General features: G+C 63.0%; 17 protein-coding genes and 1 pseudogene. 8 read left to right on the top strand and 10 right to left on the bottom strand.

Annotation, left to right across the window (positions count from 1 at the left end):
- Positions 1-381: 381 nt before the first annotated feature.
- Both VIM95_RS06345 and VIM95_RS06340 read left to right on the top strand, forming a co-directional pair.
- The gene (locus VIM95_RS06345) at positions 382-798 is read left to right on the top strand and encodes a hypothetical protein (protein WP_331984187.1); all 417 of its coding nucleotides are present in this window, start codon (positions 382-384) and stop codon (positions 796-798) included.
- A gap of 252 nt (positions 799-1050) precedes the next feature.
- Positions 1051-1305, top strand: coding sequence for a hypothetical protein (locus tag VIM95_RS06340; RefSeq protein WP_331984186.1), 255 nt, complete (start codon positions 1051-1053; stop codon positions 1303-1305).
- 49 nt (positions 1306-1354) lie between these two features.
- Here VIM95_RS06340 and VIM95_RS06335 read toward each other — a convergent pair whose 3' ends face one another.
- The 3 genes from VIM95_RS06335 to VIM95_RS06325 all read right to left on the bottom strand — a co-directional run bounded on the left by VIM95_RS06335 (position 1355) and on the right by VIM95_RS06325 (position 2913).
- The gene (locus VIM95_RS06335) at positions 1355-1522 is read right to left on the bottom strand and encodes a hypothetical protein (protein ID WP_331984185.1); all 168 of its coding nucleotides are present in this window, start codon (positions 1520-1522) and stop codon (positions 1355-1357) included.
- A 188-nt stretch (positions 1523-1710) separates the two neighbouring features.
- Positions 1711-2328 carry an ACP phosphodiesterase gene (locus VIM95_RS06330; RefSeq protein ID WP_331984184.1) on the bottom strand — a complete coding sequence of 206 codons (618 nt, stop codon included), beginning with the start codon at positions 2326-2328 and terminating at the stop codon, positions 1711-1713.
- Positions 2329-2352: 24 nt separating this feature from the next.
- Positions 2353-2913: a hypothetical protein gene (locus tag VIM95_RS06325; protein ID WP_331984183.1), complete on the bottom strand. Its 561-nt coding sequence runs from the start codon at positions 2911-2913 to the stop codon at positions 2353-2355.
- 477 nt (positions 2914-3390) lie between these two features.
- On the opposite strand from VIM95_RS06325, the gene VIM95_RS06320 reads away from it, so the two are divergent.
- Together VIM95_RS06320 and VIM95_RS06315 are read left to right on the top strand one after the other, a co-directional pair.
- Positions 3391-4413 (top strand): substrate-binding domain-containing protein, encoded by a 1023-nt coding sequence (locus tag VIM95_RS06320; protein ID WP_331984182.1) that lies wholly within the window; start codon positions 3391-3393, stop codon positions 4411-4413.
- A 537-nt stretch (positions 4414-4950) separates the two neighbouring features.
- On the top strand, positions 4951-5154 hold the full coding sequence (locus VIM95_RS06315) for a hypothetical protein (protein ID WP_331984181.1): 204 nt from the start codon (positions 4951-4953) through the stop codon (positions 5152-5154).
- Between the two features lie 71 nt (positions 5155-5225).
- On the opposite strand, the gene VIM95_RS06310 is transcribed toward VIM95_RS06315, so the two are convergent.
- Positions 5226-5849, bottom strand: a complete 624-nt coding sequence (locus tag VIM95_RS06310) for a DUF4124 domain-containing protein (protein WP_331984180.1) — start codon at positions 5847-5849, stop codon at positions 5226-5228.
- 9 nt (positions 5850-5858) lie between these two features.
- On the bottom strand, positions 5859-6500 hold the full coding sequence (pyrE, locus tag VIM95_RS06305; protein WP_331984178.1) for an orotate phosphoribosyltransferase: 642 nt from the start codon (positions 6498-6500) through the stop codon (positions 5859-5861).
- Between the two features lie 81 nt (positions 6501-6581).
- On the opposite strand from pyrE, the gene VIM95_RS06300 reads away from it, so the two are divergent.
- Both VIM95_RS06300 and VIM95_RS06295 read left to right on the top strand, forming a co-directional pair.
- The gene (locus VIM95_RS06300) at positions 6582-7352 is read left to right on the top strand and encodes an exodeoxyribonuclease III (RefSeq protein ID WP_331984176.1); all 771 of its coding nucleotides are present in this window, start codon (positions 6582-6584) and stop codon (positions 7350-7352) included.
- Positions 7353-7437: 85 nt separating this feature from the next.
- Positions 7438-8163 carry a substrate-binding periplasmic protein gene (locus VIM95_RS06295; protein ID WP_331984174.1) on the top strand — a complete coding sequence of 242 codons (726 nt, stop codon included), beginning with the start codon at positions 7438-7440 and terminating at the stop codon, positions 8161-8163.
- On the opposite strand, the gene VIM95_RS06290 is transcribed toward VIM95_RS06295, so the two are convergent.
- A complete protein-coding gene (locus VIM95_RS06290) occupies positions 8160-9440 on the bottom strand; it encodes an AmpG family muropeptide MFS transporter (protein ID WP_331984172.1) in 1281 nt (426 codons plus the stop codon). The genes VIM95_RS06295 and VIM95_RS06290 overlap by 4 nt on opposite strands.
- 103 nt (positions 9441-9543) lie before the next feature.
- Between VIM95_RS06290 and VIM95_RS06285 the strand changes: the two genes are divergently transcribed.
- Both VIM95_RS06285 and VIM95_RS06280 read left to right on the top strand, forming a co-directional pair.
- Positions 9544-9843: an STAS domain-containing protein gene (locus VIM95_RS06285; RefSeq protein ID WP_331984170.1), complete on the top strand. Its 300-nt coding sequence runs from the start codon at positions 9544-9546 to the stop codon at positions 9841-9843.
- A gap of 61 nt (positions 9844-9904) precedes the next feature.
- The gene (locus VIM95_RS06280) at positions 9905-10483 is read left to right on the top strand and encodes a YqiA/YcfP family alpha/beta fold hydrolase (RefSeq protein ID WP_331984168.1); all 579 of its coding nucleotides are present in this window, start codon (positions 9905-9907) and stop codon (positions 10481-10483) included.
- Between the two features lie 236 nt (positions 10484-10719).
- Here the strand turns inward: VIM95_RS06280 and VIM95_RS06275 are convergent, their stop codons facing one another.
- The 4 genes and pseudogenes from VIM95_RS06275 to VIM95_RS06260 all read right to left on the bottom strand — a co-directional run.
- The gene (locus tag VIM95_RS06275; protein WP_331984166.1) at positions 10720-13503 is read right to left on the bottom strand and encodes a pitrilysin family protein; all 2784 of its coding nucleotides are present in this window, start codon (positions 13501-13503) and stop codon (positions 10720-10722) included.
- A gap of 703 nt (positions 13504-14206) precedes the next feature.
- Positions 14207-14713, bottom strand: coding sequence for a GNAT family N-acetyltransferase (locus tag VIM95_RS06270; RefSeq protein ID WP_331984164.1), 507 nt, complete (start codon positions 14711-14713; stop codon positions 14207-14209).
- Positions 14710-15126, bottom strand: a complete 417-nt coding sequence (locus VIM95_RS06265) for a thioesterase family protein (RefSeq protein WP_331984162.1) — start codon at positions 15124-15126, stop codon at positions 14710-14712. Before VIM95_RS06265 ends, VIM95_RS06270 begins: the two co-directional genes overlap by 4 nt.
- 368 nt (positions 15127-15494) lie before the next feature.
- Positions 15495-15615, bottom strand: a pseudogene (locus VIM95_RS06260) (IS110 family transposase); the annotation flags it as partial.

Here is a 15615-nt window from a genome sequence, read left to right as displayed (position 1 = left end):
AGGATGAGTCCCGGCGTGGGATCTACGGAGCGAACTGACTGTTCAAGGGCGCAAACGGCGTCCGGGACTCGATGACGGAGCGCTACTCCGTCAGGTGTGACAATACAAGGGCGCAATCCCCGAAGGGTATTGCGCCGTATCATCCGTTGAGATACGCAAGGGATATCCGCCTCGCGCCGGCTGCCCTCGCAGAAGGCGTAGTGCCATTGAAGGCTGGCTAACACCAAATACGAACGTCGGCTAGGGGCTCAGCTCGTTAGCTGTGTGAATGGCCCTCTCGACAAAGGAGAAACAGATTTGCCCCGATTTTTGGTAGCGCACGATTACGGGATGGGTAGCCTTTATTGGTGGATCGAGGCGAAGTCGGCACAAGAGATCGCCATGACCTACGCCGAAGTCCAAGTCATCGATCCGTCCTCTGTTGATGTCGCCTCATTCGATACGATCTCCTCGCTGCGGTTGGGTGATACCCCACCCGCCGGGCTTGCCGACTTGGCGGCGCAACGCGCTCAACAGCGTACCCAGCCCGGCTTTGGTGCTCTTCTTGGGCGAGGAATGGTTTACTTGCGCCGAGAATGGCCAGAGGAAGGTGAAGTCTATTTTCTCGAATACGACGAACAAGGTTATCGCACCCGTCAGGTGGTGGTGATAGACGACGGCCACGCCACCCGTAGCAGCCCTGACGACTGGTTTCTTAACCCACCAGAAGACCTGTGGAACCCAGAGTTGGCGGGCGCCGAGATCGCGCGCGAGGAATTCGAGGCACTATGGTCAAAGGCTGTGCCGATGGATGCCTAGGGGGGTAGGGCGGGTCTTTAGATCCTCGAGGGCTGCCTTTGCTGAAGGCATGGCTCTCCTTCGTGCAATCCGTAACTTCACACAACTTCACCCTCACCCCATACCCAGCGCAAACCAGCGCTCCACACTGCCGCCTTCATTCGATATGGGGAGCAGGGCATGGGGCGGTGGGGGAAGGTGGTTTGGAGCGCGCTGGTGCTGGGTGCGAGTCTCGGAGCAGAAGCCAGAGGTGGGCCGTCGGGGTTTGCCGAGGTGTTGGCTTACTTCTTTTTGCTGGTGTTCTTGGTGCTGCCATTCGTGGTGGCGGTCATCGCCGCGGCGCTTTCTGCCCCGCGCTACCGCTGGCCGGTGTTCTGGCTGGTCATCCCGCTTTGGCTGCTGGGCGCCTATCTCATCGTGCGCCTCAGTCTTTTCAACTTCCCACTGCTGCCGGCGCTAGGTAGCTACGCCCTCGCGCTTTGGCTGGCAGCCCGTTGGTTGACGCACCGGCGTGTATTGCGGGGTTGATCGCCACCCGTGGGGCGCAATCCCCGTAGGGCATTGCGCCGCAGCGGCCTCAGTCCTTCATCCATTCCGCCTCCCGCGCCGCCAGCTCCTCGGCCCAGGTATAACGCCCGCGCAGGTGGTGCGGGCCCATGCTGTGGTGCAGGTGCAATATGCCGCCGGCTATGCCGAGTACGGCAAGCAAGGGGGCTACGAGGAGGGTGAGCAGGATCATGGTCATGGTGGCGGCTCCAAAGGCAGGGGCAGGTCTGGCCTCCCCCTGTTTTGTACCGCTGCTGTCAGGCTATGTACAGGCCATCCGGCCCAATTCTGCGACGGTGGTGTTGCGCTGCGTTGCTGCACCACCTCCACGATGGTGCGGTTACTGGGCCAGTCCGGTTTAGCCGGGGCAACGAGCAGGGATTTGCTTCAAACGCGCTCTGCTGGGCCCTCGGCCTGTATCAGCGCCACCCGCTCCCGTTCGGCAAACGTCACTAGCTCTGGGAAGAACACCTCAAACCCCGTCGCCAGTGCGTCGTAGTTCGCTCTTACATCGTCCAGGCCTTCGCGCAGCAGATACCCATTACGGCTTAAGCGCTGCGAAATCCGCCGCACCGCCAACTCCACGCCCTCCAACTCCAGGTAAGAGCCCAGCCAGTCCTGCTCCACCATCCACGGCGCAATCTCGCGCAGCTTGTCCGGCAGCAGTGGCGCGTGCGCCAGCAAGGCCTGGTAGAAGCGCGCAATCAAAGCCTCGCGCGGCTCGCCGGTATAGCGTGCCCAGCGTTGGCTCAACAGGTGGTCGTAGAAGACGTCGAGCACGATGCCCGCATAGCGCCGCCGGCCCGGCGCAAACAGCGCCACGCCCTGGCGAAATATCGCGTGGTTATCGGTAAAGGCATCAATCCGCCGGTGCAGCACTATCTCGCGCACCACCTCCGGCGGGTAGCGGCCGCTCACATCGGCCTTGGCAAAGTCGCCCAGCAGGGCACCCACCATGGCCGCATCGCTGTGCCGGGCCAGGTAGATATGGGCCAGAAAGTTCATACCGGCAGTGTACGGCGCCGTGGGCTAGTGCGGGGCTTGAATAGGAGTAAGCCGGTAGCGCACCAGCCGTACCGCATACAGGTAAGGCCGTGCCGCGGTCAGCTTGTTCACCATGGCACTGCCGCGCAGTGGATCATGGCTGCGCTGCGCCATGGTCTTCAGCTCCGCCAGCAGTGACCGAAAGCGCACCCCGCCATCGAGCAGGGCCCGCGGCAGGGCACCGTCCTGCCCGCCCTGGTAGTAGCGCGCTGCGGCCCGGCAGAACTGCCCGGCCGCGTAGCGCATGCCGGCCTGCTGGTTCAGCCGCCGGTTCAGCCAGTCCCGTTCCGCCGCTGGTAAATCGCCCACCACCCAGAAGCAACCGCGCCGCAGTATGAAGTCGTACTCCACCCTCGCCAGCGCCGGCCGCCGCGCCGCTACCTGCGCTTCCACCGCCTGCCAGCTGATCGCCAGCCGCCGTATCGCGTCTTCCGCTTCCACCAAGGGGCCGAACAGCCGCTGCCGCAGCAGTGCGCGCGCGTCCTGAGCGGCACTGGGGGCGGGGTAACTCGGTATCAGTACCGAAAGATCGGGATGAGCGCGCATGGTCGGGCGGTCTCGGGTAAGCCTGTAGGTGCGCAGACCTATCTATCGGCACATCCCGCCCGCAACTTGAGGGTTGCGACCAAATATTTATTAGCGAACGCTTATTCACAAAATGTAGTCATTCCGCAAGCTTGGCGACAGGATTTTGTAGTTTACTTACCAAAGCGTTTTGGGATAGCATCATATCGTTTTCGGTATCACTGCATCTGCTTGAACCAAAAGAATATTTAGCAGTCGCAATGCTTACCTGAAGCTGACTTTTCCCGGCGCCAGCCCCGTTCGGCCTGGCTGTCGTGGCAAGCAGCGCAAACACAGATTACCGGTGCCCCGCGTAACGAGGCGCCCAAGGTCACTCCTCTCTGGCGCGATGGGCAGGCTGATTAAACCCAGCAGGCTGCGCGCCTTCTTTTTGTGTAGCCAAACTACGTGTCGGGCCACATGCTAAGGTAGGCACCGCTACCCCAGTTTCTCAGCGCCATGGACCTCAAAGCCCTCGCCCAGCGCCTCAGTCTCTCCACCACCACCGTCAGCCGCGCCCTCAACGGCTACGCCGACGTCAGCGAGAAAACCCGCCAACGCGTGGTCGAGGCCGCCCGCGAGCTCGGCTACCAGCCCAACCCCATCGCCCGAGGTCTCGCCATGGGCCGGGCCAACGCCATCGGCATCGTCCACCCGCTGGAACATGGCGATGTCGCCGACCCCCGCTTTCTCGAAGTCGTCGCCGGCCTCACCGAAGGCCTTGCCCCGGCCCATATCGACCTCTTGATCGCCTCCGCCACTCACAAGGGCGAGCTCGACACCTACGACCGCCTCATCCAGGGGCGCCGCGTCGATGGCTTCATCCTCGCCCGCACCCTCTGCCACGACCCGCGTATCGACTACCTGCGCGAGTCCGGCATCCCCTTCCTTGCCTATGGTCGCAGCAAGCACTGCGAGCACTACCCCTGGTTCGACTTTGACAACGAAGCCGGCACCGTGCTCGCGGTCGAGCGCCTGGCAGAACTGGGCCACCGCCACATCGGCTACATCCACGCCTCCTTGCAATACAACTTCGCCTACCAGAAGCACGCCGGCTTCCTGCGCGCCATGGCTGCACATGGCCTGCCGCTCGAGGAGGACTGGATTCGCCCCGCCAGCCTCGCCCGCAGCAGCGGCCACGCCGCCATGACCAGCCTGCTTGATCTAAGGCAGCGCCCCAGCGCCGTCATCATCGACAACAACCTGGCCGGCGAGGGCGCCCTGCGCGCCCTGCTCGATCGCGGTATTCGCCTGGGCCAGGATCTCTCAGTCATCGTCTACGACGGTATCCCGCCCGATACCCTGCTGTCCGGCTTCGCCGTCACCTCAATTATCCAGCCCACCCAGCAGCGCACCGGCCTCACCATGGCCGGCATGATCCAGCGCGTACTGCGCGGCGACTACCCACTGTCCGAGGTCCAAGTGCTTTGCCAACCGGTCCTGCAAGCGGGCGTATCCGATGGTCCACCAAGCCTGATCTAAGGCATTCCCAAGCAGCCGCTTGGCAATGTTCAAATAAAACAAGCACTTGGCTTGCGTCGCCCAGAAAGGCGTGGTATTGTGCCGTCCTGATCCGGTTTTCCGGCTCATGCCTACCTTGCAGTATTCAAGTCGTTCCCTGGGCAGGTCCTGCACTCACGCAGCCTCTGGCCCCTCGATACTTCCCCGGCTTGTCTCCGAATGGCGTCCTCGTAACGCCCGCTTCATTCGCTGTAACTTAGGCAAAGCGTTTGTTCATCTATTCGTCTCATTACCGTGAGACGATAAGAACCGACGCATAGCGCCAAGACGAAGCCAGCCTGGCACGAAGGCCACCCGTTCTGGTTTATTTGATATCGCATGGCACCCTAGTGGCACGCCATGCGCCGAGACGCACGTGCTCAGGCACACCGCCGCCCATCTGGCTGGCTACCGCCTGTATGCGTCTCCGCCGCCCCAGGTCCGCCCATAGCGGTGGCCGGTCGCGGCACACACCCAGCCGGCCATGCCGACGGGTGATAACAACAAAGAGGAATTACCATGTTCATTCAACAACTCAAGGCCGGTGACCACTTCACCCAAGAGAACCACGGCGAAGCCATCCGCTTCGAAGTGCTCGCCATCGAGCAGATCGGCAGCCAGTTCCAAGTCTGGTTCCGCTCCAAGCTCGGCCTGAGCGACGCTCGCTACCACGGCAAGGCCGTGCTGCCCTGCGTACGCCCGGCCCAAGCCCTGCACGCCTGATCCTGCTTTTCACGCAGCAATAAAAAAGGCCATCCCTCGGGATGGCCTTTTTGCTGGGCAGCATTAGCGCCCTATTTACTCCGGGCGCCCTCACCGCGCAGCTCAATCAGGCGCTTCTTGTCCGCCTCCGCGCGGATATTGGTTTGCTCAATATCCTGCTTCTGCTGCTCGATATGGTCGGTCAGCTTGGCCAGCTCAGCATTGGCATCGCGGATATCCGCCTGCAGACTGTCCGAGATCGGCCGCTTGGCCTTGTTCAGGCGCTCCACCTGTTTATCGAACGTTTCAATCCGCTTACGCACGGCACCCAGGCGGATCTGGTCAGACTGGATACCCGCATTGAGCTGCTCGATATTACGGTCACGGATCGCATCGATCTCGCCCGTCTTGTTGAAGCTGCTCATCAGCGCCTTGTCGCGGCGGCGAGCCTCTTCCTGCTTCTGCATCTCGGCTCGCTGCTTCTGCAGCTCCGCTTCCTTGGCGGCCCGCTGCTCCGGCGTCAATACACCCTCAAACTGCCGTACCGTCTGGCCCTGCCGGTTCAGTTCCGTCATGCCCTTCTGGTTCTGCTGCAGCGGCGGCTTGTCGCTGTATTGCACCTTGCCGTTCTCATCCACCCACTTGTACAGGCGTTCGCCAGCCTGCCCCAGCAAGGGCATGGTCAGCAACAGGGTGATCAACAGCGGGCGCAACATGCAGTCTCCTCAAACAACGCCGTATTCGGCGCGATATTTTTCTACCGCCTGCAAATTACGTTCCAGCTCGGGCTGACCATGCAGATAGGCAATCAAATCGGTCAGGTTGGCAATCGCCACCACCGGGATACCGTATTTCGCGGTCACTTCCTGCACCGCAGATTGTGCACCCTGGCCGCGCTCCTGGCGATCCAGCGCAATCAGCACCCCCGCCGGCTCTGCGCCTTGGGCGCGGATCAGTTCCACTGACTCGCGTACCGAGGTCCCGGCCGAGATCACATCATCAATGATCATGACGCGGCCTTTCAAGGGCGCACCAATCAGCGTGCCGCCCTCGCCATGGTCCTTGGCTTCCTTGCGATTGAAGCAAAACGGCACATTGCGACCTTTTTCGGCAAGTGCCACAGCCGTCGTCGCCGCCAGCGAAATCCCCTTGTAGGCCGGCCCGAACAACATATCGAAGCTCACGCCAGAAGCAATCGCCGCCTCGGCATAAAAGTCCGCCAGGCGCCCAATACTTGCACCATCGTGGAACAAGCCGGCATTGAAGAAGTAAGGCGACTGGCGACCAGCCTTGGTCTGGAACTCGCCAAAACGCAACACGTTCTGGGCAACGGCAAAAGCGATGAAATCAGTGCGGGAAGTACTCATAAGGGCGGCTTGGCAATACGGTTTGCGAGGTTTTATAGCATATCATTCCACCTCCTCCTTCGCCCGGCTCTCCATCCGACCATGCGCATTATTTCCGCCAACCTCAACGGTATCCGCTCCGCCGCCAACAAAGGCTTCTTCGACTGGCTGCCCGGCACCGGCGCCGACGTCGTCTGCCTGCAGGAGCTCAAAGCCCAGTTGGGCGACATGAGCCCGGAAATGCTCGCCCCCAAGGGCTACCACGGCTTCTTCCATCCGGCCGAGAAAAAAGGCTATAGCGGCGTCGGCATCTACAGCCGGGTCGAGCCCGACCGCATCGTCGAAGGCCTCGGCATCCCCGATATCGACATGGAAGGCCGCTACCTGCAGGCCGACTTCGGCAAGCTCTCGGTCATCTCGCTCTATCTGCCATCCGGCTCCAGTGGTGAAGAACGCCAGACCATCAAGTTCGCCTTCCTCGACCGCTTCCTGCCGCATATGCAGGAACTCTACGCCCAGGGTCGCGACATCGTCGTCTGTGGCGACTGGAACATCGCCCACCAGCCGCTCGACCTCAAGAACTGGAAGGGCAACCTCAAGAATTCCGGCTTCCTGCCCGAAGAGCGCGCCTGGCTCACCACCCTGTTCGGCGTCGGCTGGGTCGACGTCTGGCGCACCCTCTACCCCGAAGCCCCCGGCTACACCTGGTGGAGCAACCGTGGCCAGGCCTACGCCAAGGACGTCGGCTGGCGTATCGACTACCACGTCGCCACCCCCGCCTTCGCCGCTTTGGCGCGGGAGGCCAGCATCTACAAGGACGTCAAGTTCTCCGACCACGCCCCCCTGATCGTCGACTACGACGTCAAGGCCTGATCCATTGTCGCCACCAGCCGGGTCCGCCGTGCGCTAGAGTGAACGCACAAGACCCGGCGCAGCCGGGGCAGATCGGGGAGTGAGGATGCGCTGCAAGCTTGCAGGCTGGGCCGCGGCCTGGTTGCTGGCGGTATCGCTACAGGCAGGCGCAGGGGACGCCCTGTTGGTCGTTGGCGACAATGCACCGCCGTTCCGTATTTTCGAAGGCGACCGCTGCAGCGGCATCTATTGCGACGCCCTGCTGGAAATCGGCCGCCGCACCGGCCTGCACTTTCGCTTTGCGGAAACCCCCGGCGCGCGTGCGCTCATGATGATGCAGTACGACCAGGCCGACATCATGCTCGGCCCCAACAAGACCCCCGAGCGCGAACGCTACCTGGTCTTCCTGACCACCGCCTTCCCGGCGGCGCGCAAGGTCTTCTACCAAAGGCCGGAGAGTTCGCCGATCAAACACTATGCCGACCTGACCGGCCAGCTTGTGTCGGTCGAGCGCGGCAAGCAGTTCTTCGACCCCTTCGACCACGATCCCGCCATCCGCCGCGATATCGTGAGCGACTCCCTCACCGCCCTGCGCAAGGTTGCCGCAGGGCGTAGTGACGCTGCGCTGCTACCGGAATGGGAAGGCGACTGGCTGCTACGCCAGCAGCCCCTGATGCTCGTCAAAGCGCCCTACTTTGCCGAGGGCCGCCTCTCCTATATCGCCTTGTCCCGGCGTGCCGACCAGGGCACTACCCGTGCCACCATCGACAAGGCGTTTGGAGAACTGCAGAAGGACGGCACGCTGCAGCACATCATCGAGAAATACCGCTAGCCTGCCTGCACACCCTGCACGGCTGGGGCCCGCTCACCATTCCACGGCGCCACTCGCAGCAAAAGCAGCATGCCTGGCAATCCCATCACAAAGCACAGGTAGAAGAACTGGGTCCAACCCAGTTGCTCCACCAACCAACCGGTGCTCGCGTTCACCAAGGTGCGCGGTACCGCCGCCAGGCTGGTAAACAGCGCCAGCTGGGTGGCCGTATAGAGCGGGTTGGTGGTACGGGCCATAAAGGCCACAAAGGCTGCCGTTCCCAGACCCACGCCAAAGTATTCCAGGCTGATCACCGCCCCCAGCACCCACAGGTCATGTCCCACCTGGGCCAACACCGCAAAGCCCAGGATTGCCGCCAGCTGCACCAGGCCAAACAGCCACAGCGCCCGGTTGATCCCCAGCTTCACCATCCAGATCCCGCCCAGAATCCCGCCGATCACCGCCGGCCACAGCCCCGCATGCTTGGCCACCAGACCAATCTCGCTCTTGGAGAAACCCATATCCAGATAGAACGGCGTCGACAGCGCCGTCGCCATGTTGTCGCCCAACTTGTAGAGAAAGATAAAGGCCAGGATCTCCAACGCCACCCAGCCCCCCTGGCGACCCATGAATTCACGGAAAGGCTCCACCACCGCCTGCTCCAGCGTCTTGGGTACCACCACCTCGGCATCCGCATTCGGCGCCAGCAGCAGCGTCGCCAACAGGCCCGGCAGCATAAAGAGTGCCGTGATCGCAAACACGCTGCCCCAAGGCAGATGGTCGGCCAGGATCAGCGACAGCGACCCCGGCACCAGACCGGCAATCCGGTAAGCGTTCACATGCACCGCGTTGCCCAGGCCCAGCTCCAGCTCCGGCAGCAGCTCCCGCCGGTAGGCGTCGAGCACAATGTCCTGGGTGGCTGAGAACAGCGCCACCAGCACCGCCAGCATTGCAATACTGGCAATGTCTGCCGCGGGGCTGAAGGTCCCCAGTACCGGGATCGCCGCCAGCAGCGCCAACTGCGTCAGCGCCATCCAGCCACGCCGCCTTCCCAGCCGGCGCGCCGCCGGCGCATAGCGGTCCACCAGGGGCGACCAGATGAATTTCCAGGTGTAGGGCAGCTGGATCAGCGCAAAGAGTCCGATCGCCTTCAGGTCCACCTGCTCGGTACGCAGCCAGGCCGGCAAGAGGTTGATCAACAGGTACAACGGCAAGCCCGAGCTAAAGCCCGTAAACACACAGATCAACATCCGGCGGTTGAGCAGGGCATCCAGCCATTCTGGGCGTTTGGTCAGCATCGGCACGACTCTTGCAAGCAAAGCCGTCACCTTAACGGAAAGGGCGAGACAAAAACACCTCGCCGACCTAGACTGAATGCAAACCGAAACCGGAAATAAACCGATGGAAGCCTCCGTCAGCGTCAACGGCAGCCAAGCCACCATCAGCCTCTCCGGCGACTTCACCTTCGAAGGCCACCGCGCCTTCAAGGAAGCCAGCCAGCAGATCCTCGGCCGCCCCGAGATCGCCACGCTGGTCATCGATTTCGACCAGGTCGACTACATGGACAGTGCCGCCCTCGGCATGCTGCTGCTGTTGCGCGAGCGCCTGGCGCACCGCCCCATCGTCCTCGCCAACACCCGCGGCACCGTCCGCGCCGTGCTCGACGTCGCCAACTTCGGCCGCCTGTTCGACCTCTCCTGACGCACTGCGGCGCTTTTTTGCCGCGCCCTGGTGCCCAGGCCCATCCTGGGCGGTACCGTCTATGTCCCATATCGTCTATCTGCACGGCTTCAACAGCAGCCCACGTTCCATCAAGGCCCAGCAGACCCAGGTCTGGCTCGCTCGTCATGGCTGGGCAGATCGCTTTCACTGCCCGGCGCTATCCCATTCGCCCGCCGCGGCGGCCGAGCAGATCGCCACCCTGTTGGCGGGTCTCGATCCCGCCGAGACCACCTGTATCGGCAGCTCGCTGGGCGGCTTCTACGCCACCTGGGCGGCCGAGCGCTTCGGCTGCCAGTCCGCCCTCATCAATCCCGCCGTCCGCCCCTATCGCCTGTTGGACGGTCTGCTCGGCCCGCAGCGCAACCTCTACACCGGCGAGGAATACCAGCTCGAAGCTCGCCACATGGACGAGCTGATCGCCCTTGAGCCTGCCAGTCTGAGCAGGGATCGCTACTGGCTGCTGCTGGAAACGGCCGACGAGACCCTCGACTACCGCGACGCGCTGGCCTACTACCCCAATACCCGCCAGACCATCTTCGAAGGCGGCGACCACAGCTTCCAGCACTGGGAGCACATGCTGCCCCAAGTCATGCACTGGGCCGGCCTGCTCGCCACCTGACCCTCCCAACGCCAACCCGCGCAGCCGACTGACAATAAACGTCACAAAGCGCGCAAGCCCGCCCATCCGGCCAAGGGTCGAGCTGCCCAGCCATCCGCCACACCATCCGTACGGCGCAATCCCCGAAGGGCATTGCGCCGTAGCTAAGCTTGAGCCAACGCAGCCACATGGCGGCTTAACCGATTCCCAATAAAAAAGCCCGGCATTTGCCGGGCTTTCCTTTACTACTACCGCATTTACTTCGCAGGCGTCGCCACCGCAGCCGCCTTCTTGGCTGCGCCGGCAAAGTCACCGGCATACACGCTCAGGAACTTGGTGGGTTCGATGTATTTGCGGATCGCGGCGTTTACCGCTTCCACCGTCATGGCCTGGATCTGTGCATCGATCTCCGCGCTGAAGGCCAGCGTGCGGTCGGTGTGCAGTTGCGACACATGCAGACCGGCCAGCGCGCCGTCCTGGGCGCGGGCGGTCTGCCTTTCCTGCATCAGGCTCTGCTTGGCGTCACTCAGCTCTTCGGCGGTAATGCCGTCACGCACCAGGCGCTCCAGCTCCTCCTTCACGCCGGCCTGCAGCTTGGCCAGGTTCTGCGGTGCGTAGATCGCACCCAGGCCGATGCTGCCGCTGGGCTCAAAGCTCGATGCTTCCAGGCCGCTGCCGGCGCCGTAGCTGATGCCTTCCTTCTGGCGCAGGCGATCCAGGAGGCGCGACTTCACGCCGCCCCCCAGCACCTTGTTGGCCACCAGCAGCGGGGCGTAGTCGGGCGAATTGTCCTGCAGCTTGATCGGCAGCTTGGCGCTGAAGAAGGCATTGGCCTTGTCCGGGGTTTCCAGCTGCTGGGTAGCCGCCTTGGGTTCCGCTGCCGGCTTGGCCAGGCGGGCGTACTTGCTCTTGCTCTTCCAATCGGCAAACAGCGTCTTCAGCTGCGCGGTCACCTCGGCCGCGTCAAAGTCGCCCACCAGCGCCACTTCGCCATGGTCCGCACCGTACTGGCTGGTGTAGAACTGCTTCACATCGGCCAGCTTGGCCGCCTTGTACTCGGCCACCGATTCATCAAAGGTCGCAGCGTAGCGGATATCGCCCTTCTTGAACTGGTTGAACTGACGGGAGATCTCCTGCGCTGCCACCGCCTGCGGCTGGCTGCGGTTGGCCTCGATGCCGGCCACGTTCTCGTCCTTCAGCTGGGCGAATTCCGCCGCCGGGAAGGTCGGTGCGCGCAGCACGTCGCGCAGCAGCGCAAACAGCGCCGGCAGGTTCTTGCGGTTGGTCTCAAAGGCCACGTTCAGGCTCTGGCCGCTACCGTGCACTTCCAGCTTGGTCTTCAGGTTGTCCAGCTCAGCCGTGATCTCGGCACGGCTACGCTTGCCCGCGCCACGCAGCAGCATATCGGCTGCCAGGTCAGCGTTCACCGCTTGGCCAAACAGGCTCTTCTCGTCGCCAAAGTTCAGCAGAATATTGCCCGATACCGCATTGGCGCGGGTCTTCTTCGGCGTCAGCGCCACCTTCATGCCATTGGACAGGGTCAAGCGCTGGGTGCGCTTCTCGATATTGGCCGGGCTCACGTCAAAGGCTTCGCCCTCGGCCACCGCCGCCTTGCCCTGGTAGTTCTCCACCAGCTTGGCCACGTCCGGCGTTGCCGGCATCACCGTCCGGTCCACCGTCTTGGTCGGTACAAACTGGCCAAAGGTGCGGTTGGTTTCCTTGAAGTAGTTCTCCGCCACCTTCTGCACATCAGCCACGGTCAGGGCCTCCATGCGGTCACGGTTCAGGAAGAACAAGCGCCAGTCACCCTTGGCGATCGACTCGGACAACTCCACCGCCAGCTTCTGCGGGTCGTTGATGGTCTTGTCGATGTCGTTCAGATAGCTCGCCTGCGCGCGCTTGAGCTCGGCCTCGGTCACAGGCTTCTTCTTGAAGCCTTCCACCGCCTCCAGCATCAGCTTGCGCACCTGCGGCAGCGATTGCTGCTTCGAGAGCTCCGCCCAGAAGATCACATAACCCGGCTCGGCCAGGTCCAGCGCCCACGGCTCCACGTTCACCGCCTTCTTGCTCTCCACCAGCAGCTTGTGCAGGCGGCCGTTGGGGGTGTCGGCCAGAATGCTGCCCAGCGCCGTCACCGCCACCGAATCCGGGTGTGCGCCGGCCGCGGTCGGGTAGAGCACCGCCGCCAGCTGGCTGTCGGCCACCCGGCTCACGGTCAGTTCGCGGGCACCGTCACGCGGGGCCTCGGTGGTATAGGTCGGCTCGATCACGCGGCTCGGCTTGGCAATCGCGCCAAAATAGCGCTCCACCAGCGCCAGGGTCTTGGCCGGGTCAAACTTGCCGGTAATGGTCAGCACCGCATTGTCCGGCTGGTAGTACTCGCGGTAGAAGCGCTGCAGGTTCTCGATCTTCACGTTCTCGACGTCGCTACGCGCGCCGATCGTGTTGTGGCCGTAGTTATGCCAGTCGTAGGTCACCGCCGTCAGCTGCTTCCACAGCACCCGGTGCGGGTTGTTCTCGCCCATCTCCATCTCGTTGCGGACGACCGAGAATTCCTTGTCCAGGTCCGCCTTGGCAATAAAGCTGTTGACCATGCGGTCCGCTTCCATCGCCAGCGCCCAATCCAGATTCTCGTCCGAGCTTGGGAAGGTCTCGAAGTAGTTGGTTCGATCCATAAAGGTCGTACCGTTGAACTGCATGCCGCGCTTGCCCAGCTCCTGCATGATATTGCCGCGCGAAGGCGTGCCCTTGAACACCATGTGTTCCAGCAAGTGGGCCATGCCGGTCTCGCCATAGCTCTCGTGGCGGCTGCCCACCAGGTAGGTGATGTTCACCGTGGTCGTGGGCTTGGAGGCGTCCGGCGCCAGCAGCACACGCAGGCCATTGGGCAGGCGGTACTCGGTAATACCTTCTACGGTCGTGTACTTCACGGCCTTGGCAACAGGGGCGGCCGAGGTCGCGGCCGGGGCGTCGGCCGCCGCGGCGGGCAGGGTGTAGCCCAGGGCCAGGGCGAGCGCGAGGCTCAGGGGGGTGAAACGCATGCAGTGCTCCTTTGCAGGGCCATCAGGCCCAATGTTGTTATGTCGCTCACAGGGCGCTCACCGTGGGCCTTCTCCAAGCTACGGCATGCAAGCCAGGCAATACACGGGGTATCGCTAGCGCGCACAACACTGCCAGAAGGATTACCCCGGCAGCGCTAAGTTCCCTGCCGGCCCGGTGTCCTTGAACGGACTTTCGGGCCGGATGGCATCCTAGCGCGCCCCAAGGCCCCGCTGTCCAACCAGCGTGACGAAGTGCCCGAATTCGTGGATGGGCTGAAAACGGCGGCCAACGCGAACGCGTTGAGGGAAAAGGAGAAAATGCCACTGAGCCGGTGTGGTCGGCACGCCACGGTGGCGGGGTGGGGTTTGAGCCTGTAGGGCGGGACACCCGCAAGGAGTCGGCCGAAGTAGTAGGCCATCTAAAGGTGGCAACGACTTCGCTCACCCGCGCGGACCGCCTTCGCCAGAAGGCGTAAGGTTTAGCGGCTGACGCCGCAAGATGCCACACGGCATGCGGATTAGGGCGGGAATCCGTCCCGCGGCCGCTACCCACTCTGTAGCCACCGATATCAAGCCCCAGCGCGTGCAAGGGCGCTGTCCCGTAGGGCGCAATCCCCGAAGGGCATTGCGCCGTATCGTCGCTTGGACCAACGCTGACGTATGGGGCTGCAGCCCTGGCGGGAAGTGAAATACCGCCGCCGGTTCAGGGCGCCGGCGGCTCCGCCATCGCTCTTAGGGTGCTTCCCGTAGCCCGACAAATCCGCCACTCCGGCATCACCGTTGCGCTCAGCGCGCGGTAGAAATCCAGCGCCGGCTGGTTCCAGTCCAGCACCGCCCACTCAAAGCGGCCACAGTCACGCGCCACCGCCCGCTTGGCCACCTCGCGGAACAGCGCTTCGCCTATGCCATTGCGGCGGTATTCCGGCAGCACGAACAAGTCTTCCAGGTACAGCCCCGGCTTGGCCAGAAAGGTCGAATAGTTGTGGAAGTACAGCGCAAAGCCCACCGCCTGCGCCTCTTCACCGCGCTTCACCTCGGCGATCAGCGCTTCGATATAGGGGCGCGGCCCCCACAGGTGTTCGTGCAGCTGCTCCGGCGTACCGGTGCACTGGTGGGTCAGCTTTTCGTAGGCAGCCAGCTCGCGCACCAAGGCATACAGGGCCGGTGCGTCACCAGGCTGGGCATCGCGGATCGTGAACTTGGGCCTCATGCCGCTACGCTCCCCAGCGCCTGCCGCAGACTATCGGGTAGGGGCTTGGAGCTGCCAGCCGCATAGTCGCACCACACAATCACGGCTTCCGCCTCGGCTGCCACCTGTTCGGGCTGGTCGTCGCGGCAAATCCGGTGGCTCAGGGTAAAGCTGCTGTTGCCCACCTTCTTCACACTGGTCTCCACGCGTATGTCGCAGGGGTAGACCAGCGGCACGCGGAACTGGCAGCTGCTGGCAGCCAGGATGGGGCCGTCACCGGCCGCCACGGTCACGCTCCAGCCGCGCTCGGCCAGCCAGCGTACCCGCGCCTCCTCGCAAAAGCGGTAGTACAGCGTGTTGTTGAGGTGGCCCAGGGCATCCATGTCGCCCCAGCGCATGGGGAACACATCGGTAAACAGCGGCGTGGTGGTCATGGCAGGTTCAAACGGCGTGAAATCAGCCGCTAGATTAGCGTCCAACGGGTTTTTATAAAACCCTTGCGTCATAAAAGTCGCACCCGTGTACAACATTTACACTGTGCTTAGTCCGCAAGTATCGCCAGAGCCATTGTTGCTCCTCGCAGGTCCAAGCCTTGCTAGGGCGGGCCTTTAGACCCGTGCAGACCGCCTTCGCCAGAAGGCGTTGGTTTTATCGGCTATCGCCGCAAGTCTCTGCACTATGTGCGGTTTGGGGCGAGAGTCCGTCCCACTGCCGGGTGTCTTTCTTTTGCTTCGCAAGGCGAGGTACCTGTCCTGGGGGCATAGCGAGCTCTCTACAGCGCATGTAGATACTGTTATCCGAGTCAAGCGGCGTGCAGTGCCGGATTGAATGGCAAGCCCGACTTGAGCACGCCGAAGGCGACCTGAGCCAGCTTGCGCATCATCGCCCCAATGATCAGCTTTGGGGGCTTGCCATTGGCCATC

Origin of the sequence: Chitinimonas sp. (assembly GCF_036568685.1) — a bacterium.
Lineage (GTDB): Bacteria > Pseudomonadota > Gammaproteobacteria > Burkholderiales > Chitinimonadaceae > Chitinimonas.
This window is presented reverse-complemented; position numbering and strand designations above follow the sequence as displayed.